The sequence below is a fragment of the Mesorhizobium sp. M0590 genome, from assembly GCF_040320905.1.
Taxonomy (GTDB): Bacteria; Pseudomonadota; Alphaproteobacteria; order Rhizobiales; family Rhizobiaceae; genus Mesorhizobium.
On the sequence record NZ_JAMYQN010000022.1, the window covers coordinates 71423 to 92162 of the forward strand.

The 20740-nt window shown below is 63.6% G+C and carries 19 protein-coding genes; 10 read left to right on the top strand and 9 right to left on the bottom strand.

Annotated features, from left to right (window positions below):
* The first annotated feature begins 167 nt into the window (after positions 1-167).
* On the top strand, positions 168-2780 hold the full coding sequence (gene glyS / locus NKI52_RS27525) for a glycine--tRNA ligase subunit beta (RefSeq protein WP_352700342.1): 2613 nt from the start codon (positions 168-170) through the stop codon (positions 2778-2780).
* A 35-nt stretch (positions 2781-2815) separates the two neighbouring features.
* Here glyS and NKI52_RS27530 read toward each other — a convergent pair whose 3' ends face one another.
* Positions 2816-3205, bottom strand: coding sequence for a hypothetical protein (locus NKI52_RS27530; protein WP_352700343.1), 390 nt, complete (start codon positions 3203-3205; stop codon positions 2816-2818).
* A 201-nt stretch (positions 3206-3406) separates the two neighbouring features.
* On the opposite strand from NKI52_RS27530, the gene NKI52_RS27535 reads away from it, so the two are divergent.
* The 3 genes from NKI52_RS27535 (at position 3407) to NKI52_RS27545 (ending at position 6589) form a co-directional block, all read left to right on the top strand.
* Complete coding sequence (locus NKI52_RS27535; RefSeq protein ID WP_352700344.1) at positions 3407-4387, top strand: L-threonylcarbamoyladenylate synthase; 981 nt, start codon at positions 3407-3409, stop codon at positions 4385-4387.
* A gap of 18 nt (positions 4388-4405) precedes the next feature.
* Positions 4406-5836 carry an FAD-binding oxidoreductase gene (locus NKI52_RS27540; RefSeq protein WP_352700345.1) on the top strand — a complete coding sequence of 477 codons (1431 nt, stop codon included), beginning with the start codon at positions 4406-4408 and terminating at the stop codon, positions 5834-5836.
* A 186-nt stretch (positions 5837-6022) separates the two neighbouring features.
* Positions 6023-6589: a DUF6101 family protein gene (locus NKI52_RS27545; RefSeq protein WP_023674094.1), complete on the top strand. Its 567-nt coding sequence runs from the start codon at positions 6023-6025 to the stop codon at positions 6587-6589.
* Between the two features lie 173 nt (positions 6590-6762).
* Here the strand turns inward: NKI52_RS27545 and ubiA are convergent, their stop codons facing one another.
* Entirely contained in the window at positions 6763-7746 is a 984-nt protein-coding gene (gene ubiA / locus NKI52_RS27550; RefSeq protein ID WP_352578634.1) for a 4-hydroxybenzoate octaprenyltransferase, read from the bottom strand.
* A gap of 156 nt (positions 7747-7902) precedes the next feature.
* On the opposite strand from ubiA, the gene purD reads away from it, so the two are divergent.
* A complete protein-coding gene (gene purD, locus NKI52_RS27555; RefSeq protein ID WP_352571408.1) occupies positions 7903-9180 on the top strand; it encodes a phosphoribosylamine--glycine ligase in 1278 nt (425 codons plus the stop codon).
* Positions 9181-9202: 22 nt separating this feature from the next.
* On the opposite strand, the gene NKI52_RS27560 is transcribed toward purD, so the two are convergent.
* The 3 genes from NKI52_RS27560 to NKI52_RS27570 all read right to left on the bottom strand — a co-directional run bounded on the left by NKI52_RS27560 (position 9203) and on the right by NKI52_RS27570 (position 11286).
* On the bottom strand, positions 9203-10303 hold the full coding sequence (locus NKI52_RS27560) for a glycoside hydrolase family 25 protein (protein WP_352571407.1): 1101 nt from the start codon (positions 10301-10303) through the stop codon (positions 9203-9205).
* A 195-nt stretch (positions 10304-10498) separates the two neighbouring features.
* Positions 10499-11002, bottom strand: a complete 504-nt coding sequence (locus NKI52_RS27565) for a GNAT family N-acetyltransferase (protein WP_352571406.1) — start codon at positions 11000-11002, stop codon at positions 10499-10501.
* The gene (locus NKI52_RS27570) at positions 10999-11286 is read right to left on the bottom strand and encodes a type II toxin-antitoxin system TacA family antitoxin (RefSeq protein WP_352463862.1); all 288 of its coding nucleotides are present in this window, start codon (positions 11284-11286) and stop codon (positions 10999-11001) included. The genes NKI52_RS27565 and NKI52_RS27570 overlap by 4 nt, the downstream gene beginning before the upstream one ends.
* 252 nt (positions 11287-11538) lie before the next feature.
* Between NKI52_RS27570 and NKI52_RS27575 the strand changes: the two genes are divergently transcribed.
* Positions 11539-13302, top strand: a complete 1764-nt coding sequence (locus NKI52_RS27575; RefSeq protein ID WP_352700346.1) for an acyl-CoA dehydrogenase family protein — start codon at positions 11539-11541, stop codon at positions 13300-13302.
* A 53-nt stretch (positions 13303-13355) separates the two neighbouring features.
* Positions 13356-14108 carry a crotonase/enoyl-CoA hydratase family protein gene (locus NKI52_RS27580; protein WP_352571404.1) on the top strand — a complete coding sequence of 251 codons (753 nt, stop codon included), beginning with the start codon at positions 13356-13358 and terminating at the stop codon, positions 14106-14108.
* Positions 14109-14180: 72 nt separating this feature from the next.
* Here NKI52_RS27580 and NKI52_RS27585 read toward each other — a convergent pair whose 3' ends face one another.
* Together NKI52_RS27585 and pdxH are read right to left on the bottom strand one after the other, a co-directional pair.
* Positions 14181-14456: a hypothetical protein gene (locus NKI52_RS27585; RefSeq protein WP_352571403.1), complete on the bottom strand. Its 276-nt coding sequence runs from the start codon at positions 14454-14456 to the stop codon at positions 14181-14183.
* A 256-nt stretch (positions 14457-14712) separates the two neighbouring features.
* Positions 14713-15330: a pyridoxamine 5'-phosphate oxidase gene (pdxH, locus tag NKI52_RS27590; protein ID WP_352449910.1), complete on the bottom strand. Its 618-nt coding sequence runs from the start codon at positions 15328-15330 to the stop codon at positions 14713-14715.
* Between the two features lie 39 nt (positions 15331-15369).
* Between pdxH and NKI52_RS27595 the strand changes: the two genes are divergently transcribed.
* Positions 15370-15831, top strand: coding sequence for an RT0821/Lpp0805 family surface protein (locus NKI52_RS27595; protein WP_352700347.1), 462 nt, complete (start codon positions 15370-15372; stop codon positions 15829-15831).
* Between the two features lie 100 nt (positions 15832-15931).
* Complete coding sequence (locus tag NKI52_RS27600) at positions 15932-16861, top strand: DnaJ C-terminal domain-containing protein (protein ID WP_023674103.1); 930 nt, start codon at positions 15932-15934, stop codon at positions 16859-16861.
* A 77-nt stretch (positions 16862-16938) separates the two neighbouring features.
* Here the strand turns inward: NKI52_RS27600 and NKI52_RS27605 are convergent, their stop codons facing one another.
* Positions 16939-18177, bottom strand: a complete 1239-nt coding sequence (locus tag NKI52_RS27605; protein ID WP_023674104.1) for a YcaO-like family protein — start codon at positions 18175-18177, stop codon at positions 16939-16941.
* Positions 18178-18346: 169 nt separating this feature from the next.
* Here NKI52_RS27605 and NKI52_RS27610 point away from each other — a divergent pair, with 169 nt between their 5' ends.
* Positions 18347-20077, top strand: a complete 1731-nt coding sequence (locus NKI52_RS27610; protein ID WP_031211050.1) for an adenylate/guanylate cyclase domain-containing protein — start codon at positions 18347-18349, stop codon at positions 20075-20077.
* A gap of 10 nt (positions 20078-20087) precedes the next feature.
* Here the strand turns inward: NKI52_RS27610 and NKI52_RS27615 are convergent, their stop codons facing one another.
* Positions 20088-20666: a hypothetical protein gene (locus tag NKI52_RS27615; protein ID WP_023674106.1), complete on the bottom strand. Its 579-nt coding sequence runs from the start codon at positions 20664-20666 to the stop codon at positions 20088-20090.
* Between the last annotated feature and the right edge of the window lie 74 nt (positions 20667-20740).

Below are 20740 nucleotides of genomic sequence, written 5' to 3' on the forward strand. Positions count from 1 at the left end.
GGCTGAATTTTTTCGGAATTCGCTGTTGGACGCCTTGATCGTGCTGGCCCGATCTTGCTGGGAAGGGTGACAGCAGCCGACCGAGTTGCTATGCCCCGCTTACCTTCGCCTCGATGGGGGAGGACGCCGCGAAGCGGCGGCTGTTTCTTGTCGCGTGAGCTCTTTCAATGCCTGACCTGCTTCTAGAACTTCGTTCCGAGGAAATCCCCGCTCGCATGCAGCGCAAGGCGGCCGGCGACCTCCGAAGGCTTTTGACCGACGGTCTGGTCGAAGCCGGGCTGACCTATGAGGCGGCGCGCGAATATTGGACGCCGCGCCGGTTGGCGCTCGACATCCGCGGCCTGACCGCCCGCTCGAAGGACATCAGCGAGGAGATCAAGGGGCCCTCGACCAAGGCGCCCGAGCCGGCGGTGCAAGGTTTTCTGCGCAAGGCCGGCCTTGCCTCGATTGCCGAGGCGCATGTTCATTCCGATCCGAAGAAGGGCGACTTCTACGTCGCCCATATTGCGAAGCCGGGCAGGCCGGCGGAGCAGATCATCGCCGAGCTGGTGCCGGGCATCATCCGAAACTTCCCCTGGCCGAAATCGATGCGCTGGGGGCCGGCTTCGGCCAAGCCCGGCTCGCTGCGCTGGGTGCGGCCGCTGCAATCGACCCTGTGCACCTTCGGCCCAGAAACCGAGGAGCCGGTGGTGGTCGATTTCGAGATCGACGGCATCCGCTCCGGCAATATCACCTACGGCCACCGTTTCCATGCGCCGGGCGCCATCACGGTGCGCCGCTTCGACGATTATGTCGCCAAGCTTGAGGCGGCCAAGGTCGTGCTCGATGCCGACAGGCGCAAGGAGATCATTCTTGCCGATGCCAGGAACCTCGCCTTCGCCAGCGGGCTCGACCTCGTCGAGGACGAGGGGCTGCTGGAGGAAGTGTCGGGCCTGGTCGAATGGCCCGTCGTGCTGATGGGCGAATTCGAACAGGATTTTCTCGCCATTCCGGCCGAGGTGATCCGACTCACCATCCGCGCCAACCAGAAGTGTTTTGTGACGCGGCCACATGGCGCGGGCGAAGAGCTTTCCAACCGCTTTATCCTGACCGCCAACATCGAGGCCAAGGATGGCGGCAAGGAGATCGCCCACGGCAATGGCAAGGTGGTGCGCGCGCGCCTGTCCGACGCGCTCTATTTCTGGAAAACCGACCAGGGCGACTTGCCGGATCTCGACCAGCTGCAGGCATCGGCGCAAAAGTTCGGACTTGATCTCAAAAAGCCGCTCGACCAGCGCATGGCCCGCCTCGACCACCTCAATGTAACGTTTCATGCCAAGCTCGGCACCCAGGGCGAGCGTGTGGAGCGGATCAAGCGATTGGCTGAGGAATTGGCGCCGCTCGTGGCGAGTTCAATCTCCCCCCTTGAGGGGGAGATGGCCGGCAGGCCAGAGGGGGTCGCCTCGGCTGGCGCGACGCGACCTGACGTTTCGAAGCAAGAGGAAGTTGGCGCTCCACGCGAGATGACCCCCTCTGTCGCCTTCGGCGACATCTCCCCCTCAAGGGGGGAGATTACCGCGCTGGCGCGCCGCGCCGCCGTCCTCGCCAAGGCCGACCTCACCACCGAAGTGGTTGGCGAGTTCCCGGAACTGCAAGGCGCCATGGGCCGCAAATATGCGCTGCTGCAGGGCGAGCATCCTTCGGTCGCCGCCGCGATCGAGGAGCACTACAAGCCGCAGGGCCCGTCCGATCGCGTGCCGACCGATCCGGTATCGGTCGCCGTGGCGCTCTCAGACAAGCTCGATACGCTGGTCGGCTTCTGGGCGATTGATGAAAAGCCGACCGGATCGAAGGACCCCTATGCGCTCAGAAGAGCGGCGCTGGGGGTGGTCAGGATTTTGGTCGAGAATGAGGTCCGATTGGAGATTGCTATGCAGTTCATCCGTTCAGGGCGTCATCTAATGGCGCAACTGCTTCAAAAGGAGGCCGGCAAAGCCGAGGCTCGGCTTGCACCCATGCGAGCAATGGAAGAACTGTCCGGAAAAGGCTTGTTGAGCCAACTGACCAGCCTATCCGAACGCGCCTCTCAACTGATGTTTAGCGACGCCGATGTACCGCCTCAGGATTGGGAGATTGATCGCGCCCGCGACCTCGTCTCCTTCTTCCACGACCGCCTAAAAGTCTATCTCCGCGATCAGGGTGCGCGGCATGACCTGATCGACGCGGTGTTGGCGGCGGGTTCGCGCCCAATCTCCCCCCTAGAGGGGGAGATGTCGGCGAAGCCGACAGAGGGGGGCGCTGTCCCGCCGGCGTCTCGGCGCGAGGCACCCCCCTCTGCCCTGCCGGGCATCTCCCCCTCAAGGGGAGAGATTGGCCAGAACGACGATCTCCTTCAAATCGTCCGCCGCGTCGAAGCGCTCGGCTCATTCCTTGACACCGAGGACGGCAAGAACCTGCTTGCCGGCACCAAGCGCGCGGCCAACATCGTGGCTGCCGAGGAGAAGAAGGCGACGGCGATCGCAAGCAGCGTTGAGCCGGCTCTGTTCCGGGAGGACGCCGAAAAAACCTTGTTTGCGGCGGTCAATCAGGCCGAGAGGCAAGCCGGCGAAGCAATTCAAAACGAAGACTTTTCCGCCGCCATGCTGGCGCTTAGCGTGTTGCGCGAGCCGGTTGATTCATTCTTTGACAAAGTCCTGGTAAACGATGAGGACCAGGCAGTGCGCGCCAATCGCCTGGCATTGCTCGCCCGCATCCGCGCGGCGACCGACCGGGTCGCGGATTTCTCCAAGATAGCCGGCTGACATTCGCGAAGAAATCTTCGCTTATGCTTCAGGCGCTATTTCGGCTGGTCGGGAGCTGCTAGCGGCGCAGGCTGCGGCGCTGCCGGCTCAGGGGGGTTGCTGGCGACCGTTGGGTCGGCTTTGCTGTCCGCGGCGGGCGCGGCAGCGGTGGCCGGCGCGGCTTTGGGCGCGGGCGTTGCAAAGGCATCGCCGACAATACCGCCGCGGATGATCATCGGCCTTCCGTCGAAGCCATGACTCGGCTGGCTCGGGATCGCCGCGACCTTTTCATCGGTGACGTTTTCATTGACGTCAGGCAACTTCTCGCCGAGCGCGACGATCGACGGTGTTTTCGCCCGTTCGAGCGCGCTGGCACTTACCACCGAAGGCGTCGCCTTCGTTTGCCCGAGAAAAACGAGCGATGAGGCCTGTGCCGTGCCGGCCATAAACGCCAGACCAAGCGCTCCAAGGATACGCATCGAAAGCATGATAATTCCCCTTGCCCAACAAGACGGCACCGTAGCCGAGGGCAGTTGATGCCGGCTTGCGGGGAAACAGAGCATTTTAGCGATTTGCGATTCGCCAATGCCTGGGCTTGCTCGCCCGGCGTCAGCGTATTAGGCACCCGCATCCGTGAGGTGACGACAGTGGCTGAAATTCGTGCCGTCGGCGAGGCGATGGAAAGGGCGTTGGCGCTGCTCGAGAGCGGCGACGTCGTCGCCATCCCGACCGAGACCGTTTATGGGCTGGCCGGCGACGCGACCAATGGCGTTGCCGTGGCTCGTATCTTCGAAGCCAAGGGCCGACCTCGCTTCAACCCGCTGATCGCCCATATAGCCGATCCGGCGATGGCCGCGCGCATCGCGCTGTTCGACCCGCTGTCGGAAAGATTGGCGCAGGCATTCTGGCCGGGGCCGCTGACGTTGGTGCTGCCGCAACGGCCCGGCAACGGCATTCATCCGCTGGTCACCGCCGGCCTGGAAACGATCGCGCTGCGCATGCCGAAAGGCTTTGGCGGCGAGCTGATCGCCAGGTTCGGCCGCGCGCTGGCGGCGCCCAGCGCCAATTCCTCGGGCAGGATCAGCGCCACGACGGCCGAAGCCGTGGCCGCCGATCTCGGTCCCCGGATCAAGCTTGTGGTCGACGGCGGCGCGACGCCGGTCGGGCTGGAATCGACCATCGTCAAGGTCGAAGCTGGAAAGCTGCGGCTGCTGCGGCCGGGCGGCATTGCCGCCGAAGAGATCGAAGCGGTGGCCGGGACAAAGTTGCTGCGCGGCGCTTCGGTTATCGAGGCGCCCGGCATGCTCGCCTCGCACTATGCGCCAGGTGCGGCAGTGCGGCTCAATGCTGCGGAGGTCGCACCGGGCGAAGCCTTGCTGGCCTTCGGCCGCCGCCGTGCCGAAGGCTGGCGCGATGCAGCCGCCCTGCGCAACTTGTCGGAGACCGGCGACCTGCGCGAGGCGGCAAGCAATCTCTTCGCCCATCTGCAGGATCTCGATGGCAGTGGCGCCAAAACCATCGCCGTCGAGCCGATCCCGTTCGACGGGCTGGGCGAGGCGATCAATGACCGGCTTTCGCGCGCCGCCGCCCCGCGTGACAAGATCGCCCCGCGTGACAAGATGGATTGAGCACCATAGTTTCCACCCATGAACGACATTTCCCCCGATCTCGACCCCGCCGTCGTCGCGCGCTTTGCGGCAATCGTCGGCGACAAATATGCGCTGCGCGACCAGCAGGACATCGCGCCTTACCTCACCGAGCGGCGCGGACTTTGGCACGGCAGGACGGCGCTGGTGCTGAGGCCGGGGACCGTCGAGGAGGTCAGCAGCATCATGCGGCTGGCAACCGAAACCGGCACGCCCATTGTGCCGCAAAGCGGCAACACCGGGCTGGTCGGCGCCCAGGTGCCGGACGCATCCGGCCGCGAGATCGTGCTGTCGCTTTCGCGGCTGAACCGCATCCGCGAGATCGATACACTGTCCAACACGGTGACGGTCGAAACCGGCGTCATCCTGCAGACGCTGCAGGAAGCGGCCGATGCCGCCGACCGGCTGTTTCCGCTGTCGCTTGCCGCGCAAGGCTCCTGCCAGATCGGCGGCAATCTCTCCTCCAACGCCGGCGGCACCGGCGTGCTTGCCTACGGCAATGCGCGCGAGCTGTGCCTCGGCGTCGAAGTGGTGCTGCCGACCGGCGAAGTGTTCGACGATCTGCGCAAGCTGAAAAAGGACAATACCGGCTACGATCTGAAGAACCTGTTCGTCGGCGCGGAAGGCACGCTCGGCATCATCACCGCCGCCGTGCTCAAGCTGTTCCCCAAGCCCAAGGGGCGCGAGGTGGCGTTTGCCGGCCTGTCATCGCCGGAGGCGGCACTGTCGCTGTTCAGCCTGGCGATGGACCGTGCAGGGGCAGCGCTCACCGCCTTCGAGCTGGTCGGCCAGAGGCCCTACGACTTCACGCTTGCCCACGCGCAAGGCGTGGTGCGGCCGCTGGCCGGCGATTGGCCGTGGTATGTGCTGATGCAGATCTCGTCGGGCCGTTCGGCCGACGATGCCAGGGCCCTGATCGAGGAGGTGCTGGAGGCAGGCCTCGAGCAAGGCATCGTCGGCGATGCGGTGATCGCGGCAAGCATGGCCCAGGGCGACGCGTTCTGGAATTTCCGCGAAGTGCTGCCCGAGGCGCAGAAGCCGGAAGGCGCCTCGATCAAGCACGACATCTCGGTGCCGGTGGCGTCAATCCCGCCCTTCATCGAAAAGGCCGCCGGCGCCGTGCAATCGGTCAGTCCCGGCGCGCGCGTCGTCTGCTTCGGCCACATGGGCGACGGCAATCTGCACTACAACATTTCCCGGCCGGTCGACGGCGATGACGAGGCGTTTCTCGGCCTTTACCACGTCATGAACAAGGCCGTGCACGACGTTGTGCGCTCGTTTCATGGCTCGATCTCGGCCGAGCACGGCATCGGCCAGTTGAAGCGGGACGAATTGATCGCGACGGCGCCGCCGATGGCGATCGAGCTGATGCGCAAGGTGAAGGCCGCGTTCGACCCGGCCGGCATCATGAATCCGGGTAAGGTTATCTGATCCTTTCGCCGGCCTGCGCCGGTTCGCATTCCGATAACCATCTGCCCCGGATCAGCAAAATTTAACCGACTTTCTTAAGCGCGAGGATAAGAAGCCCGCGCTAATGTTTCTCCACAAACGAGGCTGGGAAAACCGGCCCGGAGAACCGGAAACACCGGCTCTCAGGAGAAACAGGAAAGGCACGATATGAACACTGGACTGAAGCCAGTCTGGGCCGGCCGCAATATGCGTCTCGACCCATTCCGCCTGCCGCAGGTGGTGAGCTACGCCACGCGCGACGACTATGGCGACGTCACCTTCACCATCGACCAGCGCGGCGCGGTTATCCGCCGCACGCTGGAGATGAGCGGCGTGCCGGCGATCATCGCTCTGCCCGCCAACGCGTTTCGCGGCGTCGCCGCCCGCGCCATGGAGGATCCGGATGGCAATGTCACAGTGACGCTTGAGCTTCTGCACAATGACCCGATGCTGTCGGTGCCGCTGCTGGTGGCCGACGATCTCGACGATGTCGCCGCTGACTGGCGCGCCTGGGCCGATGCCTACCGCCTGCCGATGCTGCTGATCGAGGCCGACGGCATTGCCCGCACGCTCGAAGAATCGCTCGGTGCCGCCATCAAGGCGCTGCCGGCGCAGGACCGCCGCAAAGGTCGCGTCTCGACCATGCGCCGCCCGCGCTTCCTCGCCCGCCGCCGCGCCGGCGACCTCGGCCTCAGGCTGGTCATCGGCGGCGAGGAGCTTATTTCGCGGGAGTAGGCCTGAGCGCCTCTTCCTTCTCCCCCTTGTGGGAGAAGGTGGCCGAGCGAAGCTCGGTCGGATGAGGGGTGCTCCGGGGAACGCCGACGCCTCATTCCGTCCAACACCCCTCAACCGTCTTGGCGCTACGCGCCAATCCACCTTCTCCCACAAGGGGAGAAGGGAACAGGCCGCTAAACCAGCGGCTTCAGCGCCACCCAAACCGCGCCGCCGATCAGGCCGAGGAAGATCAGCCAGCCGACCTGGTTGTTCGATCTGAACAGCCTTAGGCACTGGTCCGGATCGTCGATGTCGAGCACGGCGATCTGCCGTGCCATATGGGCGCCGGCGGCGATCAGCCCGGCGAGCGCCGGTACCGGTGCCTGTGCCGAGGCGAAAGCAATGGCGAAGCAGACCAGCGCTCCGCCATAAAGTCCGGCCAGCCAGGCTTTGGTGTTGTCGCCGAACAGGCGCGCCGTCGAGCGCACACCGACGATGGCGTCGTCTTCCTTGTCCTGATGCGCATAGATCGTGTCGTAGCCGATCACCCACAGGATCGAGCCGATATAGAGCATGATTGGCGGCCCATCGAGATCGCCGAACTCGACCGCCCATCCCATGAGCGCACCCCAGGAAAAGGCAAGGCCAAGAACGAGTTGCGGCCAATTGGTGTACCGCTTCATGAATGGGTAGACGGCGACGATGACCAGCGAGCCGATGCCGAGCAAGATGGCGAAGCTGTTGAACTGCAAAAGCACGGCAAGGCCGACCAGTGCCTGCACGACAACAAACATCCAGGCCTGCCGGCGCGTGACCTTGCCGGCCGGCAGCGGCCGCGAGCGCGTGCGTTCCACCTGGTTGTCGATGTCCTCGTCGACCAGGTCGTTGTAGGTGCAGCCGGCGCCACGCATGGCGAACGCGCCGAGAAAAAACAGCAGCAGGTACCACGGCGACGGCAGCAGCGAGAGCAGCGGATCCGTCGGACGCGGATAGGCGCTCGCGGCAAGTGCAGCCGACCACCAGCATGGCCATAGCAGCAATTGCCAGCCGATCGGCCGGTCCCACCGGGCAAGCTGCGCATAGGGCCACAACCGCCGCGGCAGCGCGCGATAGACCCAGTGGCCGCTCGGCGCATCGGCGACGCGGCCCTGGGCCGCTTTCGACTGGACGGTTTCCATTTTGCTGGAGTGGCAGCAGAGGCGAATGCCGTCAAGCGTCAAGCAGCCCCCGCACGCTCGCCACGCGCAATCGGCGCTTCGGCAGCCAAATGTCTTGACCCGTCGCGCGCGGCGCAATAGCGCAGTCCTGGTCTTGGAATGACGAGGAATCTGGGCATGCGTGTTTTGCTGATCGGCTCCGGCGGACGAGAGCATGCGCTGGCCTGGAAGATCGCGGCGTCGCCGCTGCTGACCAAACTCTACGCGGCGCCCGGCAATCCGGGCATCGGCCACGAAGCCGAACTGGTGAGGGTCGATATTGCGGATCACGCAGCGGTGGTCCGGTTTTGCCGCGAGAATGAAATAGACCTCGTCGTGGTCGGGCCGGAAGGGCCGCTGGTCGCCGGCATTGCCAACGACCTGCGGGCCGAGGGCATCCGCGTCTTCGGCCCGTCAAAAGCGGCGGCACGGCTGGAAGGATCAAAGGGTTTCACCAAGGATCTCTGCGCCAGATACGGCATCCCGACCGCCGCCTATGGCCGCTTCGGCGATCTGGCTTCGGCCAAGGCCTATGTCGAGAAGACGGGTGCGCCGATCGTCATCAAGGCCGACGGCCTCGCTGCCGGCAAGGGCGTCACCGTCGCCATGACGCTTGACCAGGCGCTGGCCGCGCTCGAGGCCTGTTTCGACGGCTCCTTCGGCCAGGCCGGGGCGGAAGTGGTGGTCGAGGAGTTTCTCGTCGGTGAAGAAGCAAGTTTCTTCTGCCTGTGCGACGGCACCACCGCGCTGCCCTTCGGTACCGCGCAGGACCATAAGCGCCTCAGTGACGGCGACACCGGCCCGAACACCGGCGGCATGGGCGCCTATTCGCCGGCCCCGGTGATGACGCCGGAGATGATCGACCGAACCATGCGCGAGATCGTCGAGCCGACCATGCGCGGCATGGCTGAAACAGGCGCGCCGTTTTCCGGCGTGCTGTTCGCCGGGCTGATGATCACTGACAGCGGGCCGAAGCTGATCGAATACAACACCCGTTTCGGCGACCCGGAATGCCAGGTGCTGATGCTGCGGCTGAAGGACGATCTGCTCGTCCTGCTCAACGCAGCCGCCGACGGCCAGCTGGCGCATACTTCGGTGCGCTGGCGCGACGAGGCGGCGCTCACCGTGGTGATGGCAGCCAGGGGCTATCCCGGCACGCCGGAAAAGGGCTCGGTCATCCGCGGCGTCGAGGCAGCGGCAGGCGACGGCGTCGAGATCTTTCACGCCGGCACCGCCATCAACGGCGGCGCACTCGTCGCCAATGGCGGTCGCGTGCTCAACATCACGGCGACCGGCCGCACCGTCGGCGAGGCGCAGAAGAAGGCCTACGCCGCGCTAGACCGGATCGACTGGCCGCAAGGCTTTTGCCGCCGCGACATTGGCTGGCTGGCGGTGGCGCGCGAGCAGGCGAACTGATGCTTCGGGCGGGCCTTCGGCCTCAGCGCAAGCCGTGATCGAATTCGGTCGAGACGCTGCTGACCGCATCGGCGGTGGAGACAAATCCTGGCACCGATGCCGCACGCTTTTCGTTTCGCGTCCAGGCGACATATTCGGCAATCCCGCGCGGAAGGCCCGGCGCCGCTTTCGCCGCAGGCATTTGAAAGCCGCTGCTGAACCTGGCTAGGCGCGCCCTGAATACCGCGACCATCTCCTCGAAGCTTGCTGGCGTCACGCTAGCGTAAGCGATGGTGCCGCCGGCGAGCCCGGCTTCGCGTGAGAGCGGCACCGGTATCGAGGTGAGATAATCCGGCTGCACGTCGATCAGGCCGCCGAACGGCCACTGCGCGCGCAATTCCGTGGCGTTCATCGGCGCGACGCTGACGTCGATATCGTTGGGTGTGCCCGCGACCCTGTAAGGGCAGCGGAACCGGCCGCAATTTGCTCGCGCCGAAAACTGCCAGAGCGCATAACCCTGCCAGTTGCCCATCGGAAAATGCACGTCGATGTCGGGCTTGTAGCGCGCATACCACAGCGGCAGCCGCGACAGCAGCTGGTATTTGTATCTGTTGTCGGCGATGTGCCGGGCGGTCGTTCCATTGGTGTAGAGCACCGGAAAGCGGCCGAGCCGCCGATGCACCTGGCGGACGAATTCTTCGGCGTCGTTCAGCGACATCCACTGCGCCGGGTCGTCGTCCTCGATGTCGAGGGCAAGCAGGTCGTCCGGCCCGGGTTCGGCGAACTCGATGAAATGATTGGCCTGGCCGACCGGGTTGCCGGGGCGGGCGAGGTGATAGGCGCCCCATTTCAAGCCAAGCGCCTTGGCCACAACCTTGCGCGTCTGGAACAGCTCACGCGCCACCGCATGGCGCTTCCAAAGCGTCTTGCACAGCCGCGTCTCGGTCTCGTCGCCGAAACAGAAATAGGGTGGCGGCATTCCGTCGGATGCCTTGTTGATGAAGCCGACAAGACGCTTGTCGGTGGCAAGCCTGGTCCAGTCGATGGAATTGTATTCGTAGGCGTCGACGACCAGCGCCCTGTCGGCATCCTTCCACGGTTCGGAGAAATCCGAGGCCTTTGCCGGCGTCAGCATCAGGGTCATTGCGGCCGCGACAAGGAGAAGCGCTGAGCGGACAAGGGGGCGCGCCGGCGTTTTCAAACAGCAGATCCTTGCTGGCCAAAGCCAAATCCTGAACCGCCATGGTTAAGGAAATGCTTCGGGTGCCGAGTGGGCGAGTTGGAGCGCTGGCGAAGCGATCCTTGGTGCTCCTCAAGAGCAAAGCGATGGTTGCGATTGTCAGCCAAATAGCTTCAACGCTGTTGCTATGGGCAGGAACAGTGATGCCGGGCGGCTCTGAAACGAGGTGAAGCCATGCCTGCGATAATACGCGACCGCCTGGTCATCCTTGGCGTCGACAATCAACGCGAAGGCTGCTGGGGCAGCGCTGACGCTACGTCGTAGCGCATCCACGATCAGCGCCGACCCGACCCGCCGCCGCTGGTATCCGGCATCGACGGCCAGCCTGCCGACCAATATCGCGGGCAGAACCGGGTAGCGTGGCAGATGTTTTGTCTGTTCGTCAGGCAAGGACGCGATCGGTATGCTCGACGCCGCCAAAGTGTAATATCCGGCGATCGCGCCGCCATCGCGATCCACGGCAACGAAGCAATTGCCGACTCGGCGTTTGACATCCTGGCTGGCTTGCTCCCGAATGTAGCGGTCGAGCGCCGGTACCCCGCAGCTGAACGCCTTGCGATCATGCGATCCGCCGAGCGGTTCGATAATGACGGCGAAAGTCACCGGGTTTCGACGACCAGCCGTTTGTGGGCGTCGGCAGCCTTGCGCAGTGCCTCATTAGGCTCGGGCGGATTGAGAATCGCCTCCATCATGGCGCGCTGATCTTCGACGGAGATACGCATGATGGTGGTGTTCTCGATAGTACGCTGCGCCGCCTCTTGAGCGGCGGCGACCACGAAGTCGCTGACGCTGCGGCCCTGGATTTCGGCGGCACGTTTCACCACGTCCAGCATATCCGGCGAAATACGGGCTTCGAGACGGGCGGTGCGGGTCTGTTGGTTTGGCATTATCGTCACCCCTGATGCTGCCTTGTACGGGAACTAGCCGTACAAATCAAGTGCGTCGTCCGGCTCTAAGTAATTTTGCATACGAGCCAGCAATTGCAAAATCCGCGTGACAAAGTTTGACGTTTACGTAAAAAGAAGATGGACAGGGAACTCCGAAAGCAGATGATTTTGCATCGGCACAGGTCTTAAGTAGACCTGCCAGACTGGGGAGGGCCAGACTGGGGAGGGCCGGGCTGAGGAGGAGCGAACGCCATGTATCGGGCACCGGTCGAGGAGATCGCCTTCACCCTGAAGCATGTCGCCGGCTTGAAGCCGGCGCTCGATGCCGACACCTTTGGCGAACTCGGTGAGGACCTCGTCGACGCCATTCTGGCCGAGGCCGGCCGCTTCGCCAGCGAGGAGGTGGCGCCGCTCTACACGGTCGGCGACCAGCACGGCGCGGTGCTCAACGGCGCTGCCGTCATTACCCCGCCCGGCTGGAAGGAACTTTATCGCCGCTGGATCGGCGGCGGCTGGAATGCGCTGTCCGCGCCGGAAGCGTATGGCGGCCAGGCGCTGCCGGCCATGCTCGGCGTCGCCGCGCTCGAAATGTGGAACTCCGCCTCGATGGCGTTCGGCATCGCCCCGACGCTGACCATGGCCGCGGTCGAAGCACTCGACAAGCATGGCTCGAAGGCACTCAAGGTCAAATATCTGGAAAAACTGGTCTCCGGCGAATGGATGGGCACCATGAACCTGACCGAGCCGCAGGCAGGCTCGGACCTGAATGCCTTGCGAACCCGCGCCGAACCGGCCGGCGACGGCACCTACCGCATCTTCGGGCAAAAGATATTCATCACCTATGGCGAGCACGATTTCACCGACAACATCATCCATCTGGTGCTGGCGCGGCTGCCGGACGCGCCGGTCGGCACGCGCGGCCTGTCTTTGTTCCTGGTGCCGAAATTCCTCGTCGGAGACGATGGCGCGCTGGGCAGGCGCAACGACGTCTTCTGCTCCGGGCTGGAGCACAAACTGGGCATCCACGCTTCGCCGACCTGCACCATGATCTATGGCGATGGCTTCGAAGGCAGCAGGCCCGGCGCGATCGGCTGGCTGGTCGGCGAGGAGAACAAGGGCCTCGCCTGCATGTTCACCATGATGAACAATGCGCGCCTTGCCGTCGGCATGCAGGGCGTCGCGGTCGCCGAGGCGGCGACGCAGAAGGCGCTCGCCTATGCAAACGACCGCCGGCAAGGCAAAGCGGCGAGCTATCGCGGTGCCGGCATGGCGCCGATCGTGCATCACCCCGACATCCAGCGCAGTCTTCTGACCATGAAGGCGCTGACCCAGATTGCCCGTGCCATCTGCTATTCCTGCGCCCACGCCATCGATCTCGCGTCACAGAGCGAAGATGCAAAGCACTGGCAGGAGCGCGCCAATCTGTTGACGCCGCTGGCCAAGGCCTTTTCGACCGATGTCGGCGTCGAGGTCGCCTCGCTTGGGCTGCAGGTGCATGGCGGCATGGGGTTCATCGAGGAGACAGGCGCCGCAGCACTTTATCGCGACGCGCGCATCGCGCCCATTTACGAAGGCACCAATGGCATCCAGGCGATCGATCTGGTGACGCGCAAGCTGCCGCTCGGCGGCGGCCGGCATGTGCATGGCTACATCGCCGAACTCAAGGCCGTCGCCGATGCGGTGCGAGCGTCGAACCTTGAAGGCTTCGGCCGCACCGCCGATCGCCTCGACCAGGCGCTCGACGACCTGTCACAGGCGAGCCGATTCCTGCAAGACCTGCAAGCCGAAGGCCGATCGGACGAGGCGCTGGCCGGCGCCACACCCTATCTCAGGCTGATCTCGCTTGCCGCAGGCGGCGCCTATCTGGCGCGCGGCGCGCTTGCCGACCAAAACCGCATCGCGCTTTGCCGGTTCTTCGCCGAGAACCTGCTTGGCGAAGTGGGCGCGCTGAAGGAGCGCGTCGTCGGCGGCGCCGACAGCCTTGCCGTTGCCGGCAAGGCGCTGATTTCAGCCTGACGTTCGCAACGCCCGAAATTCACCAAGGCCCGAAATTCACAAAGGACCAATCCGTGACAGACCACATCCTCGTCGAACGCCAGGGTGCCATCCAGATCATCCGCATGAACCGTCCGGACAAGAAGAACGCCCTGACCCGCGCCATGTACGCGACGATGTCGGCGGCTCTTGCCGGCGGCGACGCCGATCCGGCGATCCGCGTCCATGTCTTTCTTGGCGTGCCCGGTGCCTTCTCGTCCGGTAACGACCTTGCCGATTTCATGGTCGTCGCCTCGGGCGGCGAAAGCGGTACCGAAGTCTGGGATTTCCTGATGGCGCTGGCCAAAGCGGAGAAGCCGATGGTTTCCGGCGTCGACGGCATTGCGGTCGGTATCGGCACCACGCTCAACCTGCATTGCGACCTGACCTTCGCCACGCCGCGCACAATATTCCGGACGCCCTTCGTCGATCTCGGCCTTGTGCCGGAGGCCGGTTCGAGCCTGCTCGCGCCGCAGATCCTCGGCCGCCAAGGCGCCTTCGCGCTGCTTGGCCTCGGCGAGGGCTTTTCGGCCGAGAGGGCGAAGGCCGCCGGGCTGATCTACGAGGTGGTCGAGGAGAGGGAACTCGAAGCATCGGTATTGGCGGCGGCGGGCCAGATCGCCGCCAAGCCGCCGCAAGCGCTGAAGATCGCGCGCGACCTGATGCGCGGCTCGCGCGACGCCCTTGTCGAGCGCATCGGCCAGGAAAGCCAGCATTTCCGCGAGCGGCTCAAATCCGACGAGGCCCGCGCAGCCTTGACGGCCTTCATGACCAGGAAGAAGGCCTAGACCTTCTGGCCTTGTCTCGCACCGTGGACCCGCCGGCAGCAACCGGCGGGTTTTCTTGCCATGATCTCTTTGTCACATCGCCATTTTTTTACATTCGGCCTGGGCCTTTGGCGAAGACGTGTCGATCATGAATGTCTTGCCTTTGGCGTCGGTCATCAACATCATGCAATGCTTGATCGGTTTCGCCATTTTCATCATTTCGGCGCTCATCTTCGCGTCGGGCATCATGGTGCCCATATGCCCATCAGGCATGATCGCCATGACCTCCCCACCCTTCATCACCGTCATTGTCCCCATCGCGTCCTCCGCAAAGGCTTGCGAAGCGAAAAGGCAGGCAAGACCGGCCATCGTGACCAACCTGAGTGAATGCATTGCTTCCTCCTGAATTTGCGCCAGCGGCGCGTTGAGCCCTTCCCTGGTTCGTTCCGGCAAGCTGGAACGTTTCACGCACACGAGATCGTGATAGTGGGAATTGGAAATCCGGCAGAAGCGGCCCGGCCTTGGCCGCCTTCATGACCAGGAAGAAGGGCTGAAAAAATGGGCGCCGGTGCGGAAGCTGCCGATGTCCCCCTTGTGGGGGAGATCGGCGCTCCACCGTCGTGCCCTACGGATAAAGCCTCACCTTGTCCCAACCGCCCTCGGCGTTGCGCGAAAACACCACACGGTCGTGCAGCCGGAACGGACGGTCGTGCCAGAACTCGATGGTCTGCGGCACGATGCGGAAGCCTGACCAGTGTTTTGGCCGCGGGATCTCGCCGATCGCATGGCGCGCCGTATATTCGGCGACCGCCTTTTCCAGCGCGAAGCGGCTCTCCAGCGGCCGCGACTGTTTGGAGGCCCAGGCGCCGATCCGGCTGCCGCGCGGACGCGTCGCGTAATAGGCGTCGGCTTCGGCGTCGGTGACGATCTCCACCGGGCCGCGCGCTCGCACCTGCCGGCGCAGCGATTTCCAGTGGAAGCACATCGCCGCTTTCATGCTGCCAAGAATCTCACGGCCCTTGGCGCTCTCGAAGTTCGTGTAGAAGACAAAGCCGCCCTCGTCGAAGCCCTTAAGCAGCACCATACGGACATTCGGCATGCCTTCGGCATCAACGGTCGCCAGCGCCACGCTGTTGGGGTCGTTGATCTCGCTCTTCGTCGCGTCGTCGAGCCACGCCGCAAAGAGCCGGAACGGCTCCGCCGCCTCGGTAAAGTCACCGCTTGTTAACCCGGTTTCGCTCATAGTTTTCCCAAATTTGTCGCCGGCTGGGGAGATTGCCGATTGTCGCGTATCGCGCAAGCTTTTGACAGTGGGCAATGGAGCGTTATCGCTTCGGCCAGCGCCAAAGCCATGATCGTGACAATCATCCTGCCGCTTGCCGCCTGTGGCGGCGGCGGCTTCAGCCTGGAGCAGGCGGAGGTCGACCGCTCGATACTGACCTCGAGCACGCCGGCCTCAGTCATGTCGCTCGATCAAGACCGCGCCTCCGATCAGGCCACGATCCGCAACGCCGTGTCCTCCGCTGACGTCGAGCAACTGGCTGGGCAGGCCGTTCGCTGGGCGAATGCCGACACCGGCTCGCGCGGCTCCATCACCGAGCTGGCGGAATTCAGGGCTAACGGCGAGACATGTCGTCGCTTCACCGCATCGCGCGAAAGCTTCGACGGCGTCGCGCTGTTCAAAGGCGAAATATGCCTGGCCGGCGGCAGCATCTGGCGCATACAGGACTTCAAGGCGCTCTGATTTTCCGCCGGCAACATGGTGGTAAGCCACTGGAATTCCTTCCTATGCGAGCGCATATAGGAGGCGATTATGGACTCACTCCTTCTCCAGGGCAGTAAGCATGCGCGACCCCTATGAGGTGCTGGGCGTTGCCAAGAACGCATCGGCCAAGGACATAAAATCCGCATACCGGAAGCTCGCCAAGAAGTATCATCCGGACCAGAATCCGGATGATCCCAAGGCGAAGGACCGTTTTGCCGCCGCCAACCAGGCTTACGAGATCGTCGGCGACGAGAAGAACCGGGCGGCATTCGATCGCGGCGAGATCGACGCCGACGGCAAACAGCGTTTCCAGGGTTTCGAAGGCGCGGCCGGCGGCGCCGATCCTTTCGCCGGTTTCCGCCGGCAGCAAGGGCCGGGCGGCGCGCATTTCGAATTCCGCACGGGCCGTCCCGGCGGCGATCCGTTCGACGGCAACAGCGACATCTTCAGCCAGATCTTCGGCGATGCTTTCAGCCAGCAGCGCGGCGCCGGCACCGGCGGCCGCCGTCAGGCCCCGACCGCCGCCGATCTCAACGTGACGCTGGACGTCACCATCGAGGAGGCCGCCACCGCGGAGAAGGTGACGGCGATGTTCCCCGACGGCCGCAAGATGGCGGTCAAGTTGCCGGCCTATGTCGAGGACGGCCAGACCATCCGGTTGAAAGGCCAGGGTGAGCAAGGACCGGGGCAGCCGGGCGATGCGCTGGTTAAAATCCGTTTCCGCCGGCACCCGCGCTACCGCGTCGAGGGCCGCGACCTGCATGTCGACCTGCCGGTGGAACTGGCCGATGCGGTGCATGGCGCCAAGGTGGCGGTCGAAACCCCGACCGGCAGGATTGCGGTCAACGTCCCCCCTTGGTCGAGCTCGGACAAGGTTCTGCGGCTGAAGGGCAGGGGCCTACCGGAAAAGGCCGGCGGTCACGGCGACCTCTACGCACACGTGCGGCTGATGCTGCCGGAAGGCGGCGACGCCGAGCTCGAGGCGCTGATGCGCCGTAGAAAGGGCTGACGGTCGAAAAGGCTGGCGCTTAATGCCGTGTGTGTAAAGCGGGCACTCCGGGGTGGGCATGCCCGCGACCATCCGGATCACAATGGAAAGGGAACCTCGTTGATGGCCTGGGAAACTGATGGCTTCAAACCTAGGCGCACAGGAACATCATAGAGCCTGCCGCCGCCCAACCGGGGCTTGGTAGGACGAAGTCCAGGTACAAACACTCGTGCAACAGGCGATTCGGCGTTGTGCGTCAGGTTGACCGCGAAGATCTCAAGTTCCTGCTCGTGGCAGATGTCGAGGCAATAGTTCCAATCCAGTCGCAACTCGGCCGACGAGGCCTGAACTGCTGAATTGCCGGAAAGGTGAGGAAGGCGATGAATGTTCTCGTCCATGTGCCACCGATAGAGGTGCAGCGCGCCGGGGGTGAAGGCCGCCGTGCCGGACGTATCGGCGTTCCGTTTGAGCAGGGTAAGGTTCGCCTCACATTCTGCAAGTTCCCCCACCGCGCGCCGGGCCGCCTCCGACATGGATCGTCCGGCCGCGAATCCGAACGCAATCGCGTCACCGCCCACGTGATGAGAAATTGCAGCGACAATGGGGATGGGCAGGTCAAGCGTCAGGAGCAGAAGCCGCAATTCGCGGTTCTGCGTCAGCAGCCAATCGGCGTACTGGGACGCCAGTCCATCCGACAGCGAAGTCAGGTCTATCCGAGGCAGAACCAGCCGATTGTACCACCATATGGCTGTTGCATCGCGCTCCACGACTTCGCAGAAGCCGCGCACGACCGCGTCCTCTATGCTCGATCCCCTCGCAAGACCATTGGAGTCCGCCGGGGGCAGACCTGATGACTCATCGTTGGGATACCCGAGAAAGCACAATCCCGCAGGCACCCAGGCCTCGCTCGTGCTGAAGCGCGGATCGCTCCGGATCCAGTCCAGCGGCTGCGACCTGCGCCAGCGGATCGGGACCGCGCGGCTATCATCGACGTTTTTGTTCCAATGCAGCCGCTCGCAATACTGCGCATCACTGAAAAGTGTGAGTGCAGGCGGCTCGATCACGCGCCCGCGCAATTCGCCGGCGCGGGCGCGTGAGAGTCGCTCATGAGGGATCATCTGGGCGAAATAGGTTTCATCGGCCTCATACCCGCAGGCGGTTGCCGCCTCCTGGGTGGTGTTGCCCCACCCTGACACAAAACGAGAAGGTCTGGCCCCTCGGACGGGGCCGACCGCGACCGTGATCGGGCATCTGAGCGTGGGATCGGTGATCACGATGGGGCCGTAAACCAGGCTTGACCCGCCGGCCCCTGCCTCGGACGCCCGCCGCTCCGGCATTATGGACCCTTCACCCAAGCACGGCCCTCACATGTTCAATCCTCTACAGTATCGGCACCAATTGCTCATTCGCACGCTGACACGCACTGGAGTATGATGCAAACTCCTGCGAGACGCTTTGATATCGTCAAGCCGACGTCGAACATAATATAACCCGCCGAGGGAGAGAATGAACGCGGGCGACAGCAATCTTCAGCGACGTCTGACGGCTATCCTGGCTGCTGACATGGTCGGTTACTCGTCGCTGATGGCCCGCGACGAAGAGCGCACCTTCGCGCTCGTCAAACATCTCATGCAGGACGAAATAGAGCCTAGGATCACGCAGCACCGGGGACGGGTTGTGAGAACGACCGGAGACGGGATGCTCGCCGAGTTTCCAAGCGCTTTCGGAGCCGTGCAGTCAGCAGTGGAAGTCCAGGAACTGCTTGTCGGCCAGTCTTCGGGGAAGGCCAGCCAGGAAATTTTTCTCCGGATTGGGATCAACTTCGGTGATATTATTGTCGATACCGATGGCGATGTGTTTGGAGATACCGTCAACATAGCCGCGCGCCTGGAACAGTTCGCCAGCCCGGGCGGTATCTGCCTTTCCGGAAAGGTACACGACGAAGTTCGCGACAAATTTAATCTTCCGTTTGAATATTGCGGCGAACAGCATCTCAAGAACATTCCACGCCCGATTCCCGTATACTCGTTGTTCCAAAAGCCCAAAGGGCTGCCACCTGCATCGACTGCGCAGGTGGCTGGTCCGAGCAAGCCCTCCATCCTCGTTCGCCCGTTCAAGAGCGCGGGCGACGTCCAACCCTATTTCAGTGGCGGCTTCACCGAAGACATCGTCACGGAACTGACGCGCTTTACTCAGCTTACGGTTGCGTCCCATTATACGTCGACGCGGCTCAAGGATGTGGACCTGGTCGCGGATAACGGCGTGGATTTCGTCATCGAAGGCGGGATCCGCCGCATGGGCCGGCGAATGCGCATTACATGCGAGCTGGTCGACGCAACCTCGGGTGAGTGCTTGTGGGCCGAGCGCTACGACGGGGACGAGCAGGACATCTTCGATGTCCAGGACGAACTGATCGGGAAGATCGTCGGGACCGTTATCGGCCGTCTTACGGCCGCAGGCGCCGAGAAGGCGCGGCGTAAACCACCTGCCAATCTCGCGGCCTATGAGTGCGTGCTCCGGGGCAATGCCCTGCCCCTGGGCGACATCGCGGCCGAAATGGAGGCTCGACAGTGGTATCAGCGAGCGATCGAGCTCGATCCATCCTACGGGCGCGCGTACGCCAAGCTCGCCCACTATAAGCAGCTTGAATGGTTTCGCGACATGGGGCCGTCGGATGCGGTGCTTGCCGAGGCTTATGACATCGCCAAAAAAGCGGTGGCGCTTTCCCCCAATGATCCAGTCTGCCTGAACATACTGGGCTGGGTGCTCCTCCACCGTCGTGATTTCGACGTCGCATCTCAGCTATACACACGCGCGCTCGAACTCAATCCGCACGATCCCGAGCAGGTCTCCTATCAAGGGACTTATCAAACATTTGCCGGCGAGCCCCAAAGTGCCTTGGACTGGTTCGAACGGGCGCGAGTGCTCGATCCCCTATACGAGCCTTCATGGTATTGGCCGTTCCGCGGTCTTGCCCATTTCATTGCCCACCGTCCGGATAAGGCAGTCGTCGATCTGGGCCGCTCGTCCACCATGCCGACCTGGGTTAAGGTCTATCTGGCTGCAGCGAACGCCCTGCTTGGCCGAAACGAAGAGGCGAAGAGCTACACGTATCTGGTTCTGCGTGGCGCACCGGAGTTCTCCGGGCGGCGGTTCGCCACCAAGGAACCTTACAAGCTGGAGGGTGACCGTAACACGCTGCTCAACGGCATGCGGGAAGCGGGATTGCCCGAGTAGGGACTGGCGACTATCTGCAGCCGAAGAGCACGGCCGTGGCGAGCTCGTCATGGTAGTGCCTGCCCTGGGCGTATTTGTGGTAGTCGTGGAGATAATCGATCAGATCGCTGCGGGTCAGGACCCCCCTCGGCACCTGGGGCACCACCACATTGATCAAGTTCGGTTCGTCCACGTGAACTTCGACAGACACTCCCGTTTCCACGATGTCTTCCAGCACCATTTTGAGATCACGCTTCAGGTCCGCATAGGCGGCAGCATCCGGGATCGCGTCGCCCCCGTCGAGAGGGTCATCCTCGTATTTTATGGGCTGCCCATTCAGATCTTCTATCGTTAGTGTCTGCGAATGTGGCGCTGTTCCGGCGGCGGCGGTCCGGACCCTGATGTTGCCGATAGCACGGCCTGCTTCCGGCCGAAGTCTGATAGTATCACCGACGGCGAAAATCTGCCGATCAATGGTAATTGTTAGGGGATCTGTTGAATCCATGGACAAGATACGTGACGAGGCCGGCAAAAGCTTGAGCCAGGCCCCTACGATCGCTGCGCCGATCTCTTGGACTTGCCGACCTGGCTTCAATTCTGCCCTGGGCATCGCCGAGGCTCCCCTCCGAGGTCAATGCAAATAGCCTAAACGCATTTTGCATCTGTCGCAAGCAATGCGCAGGC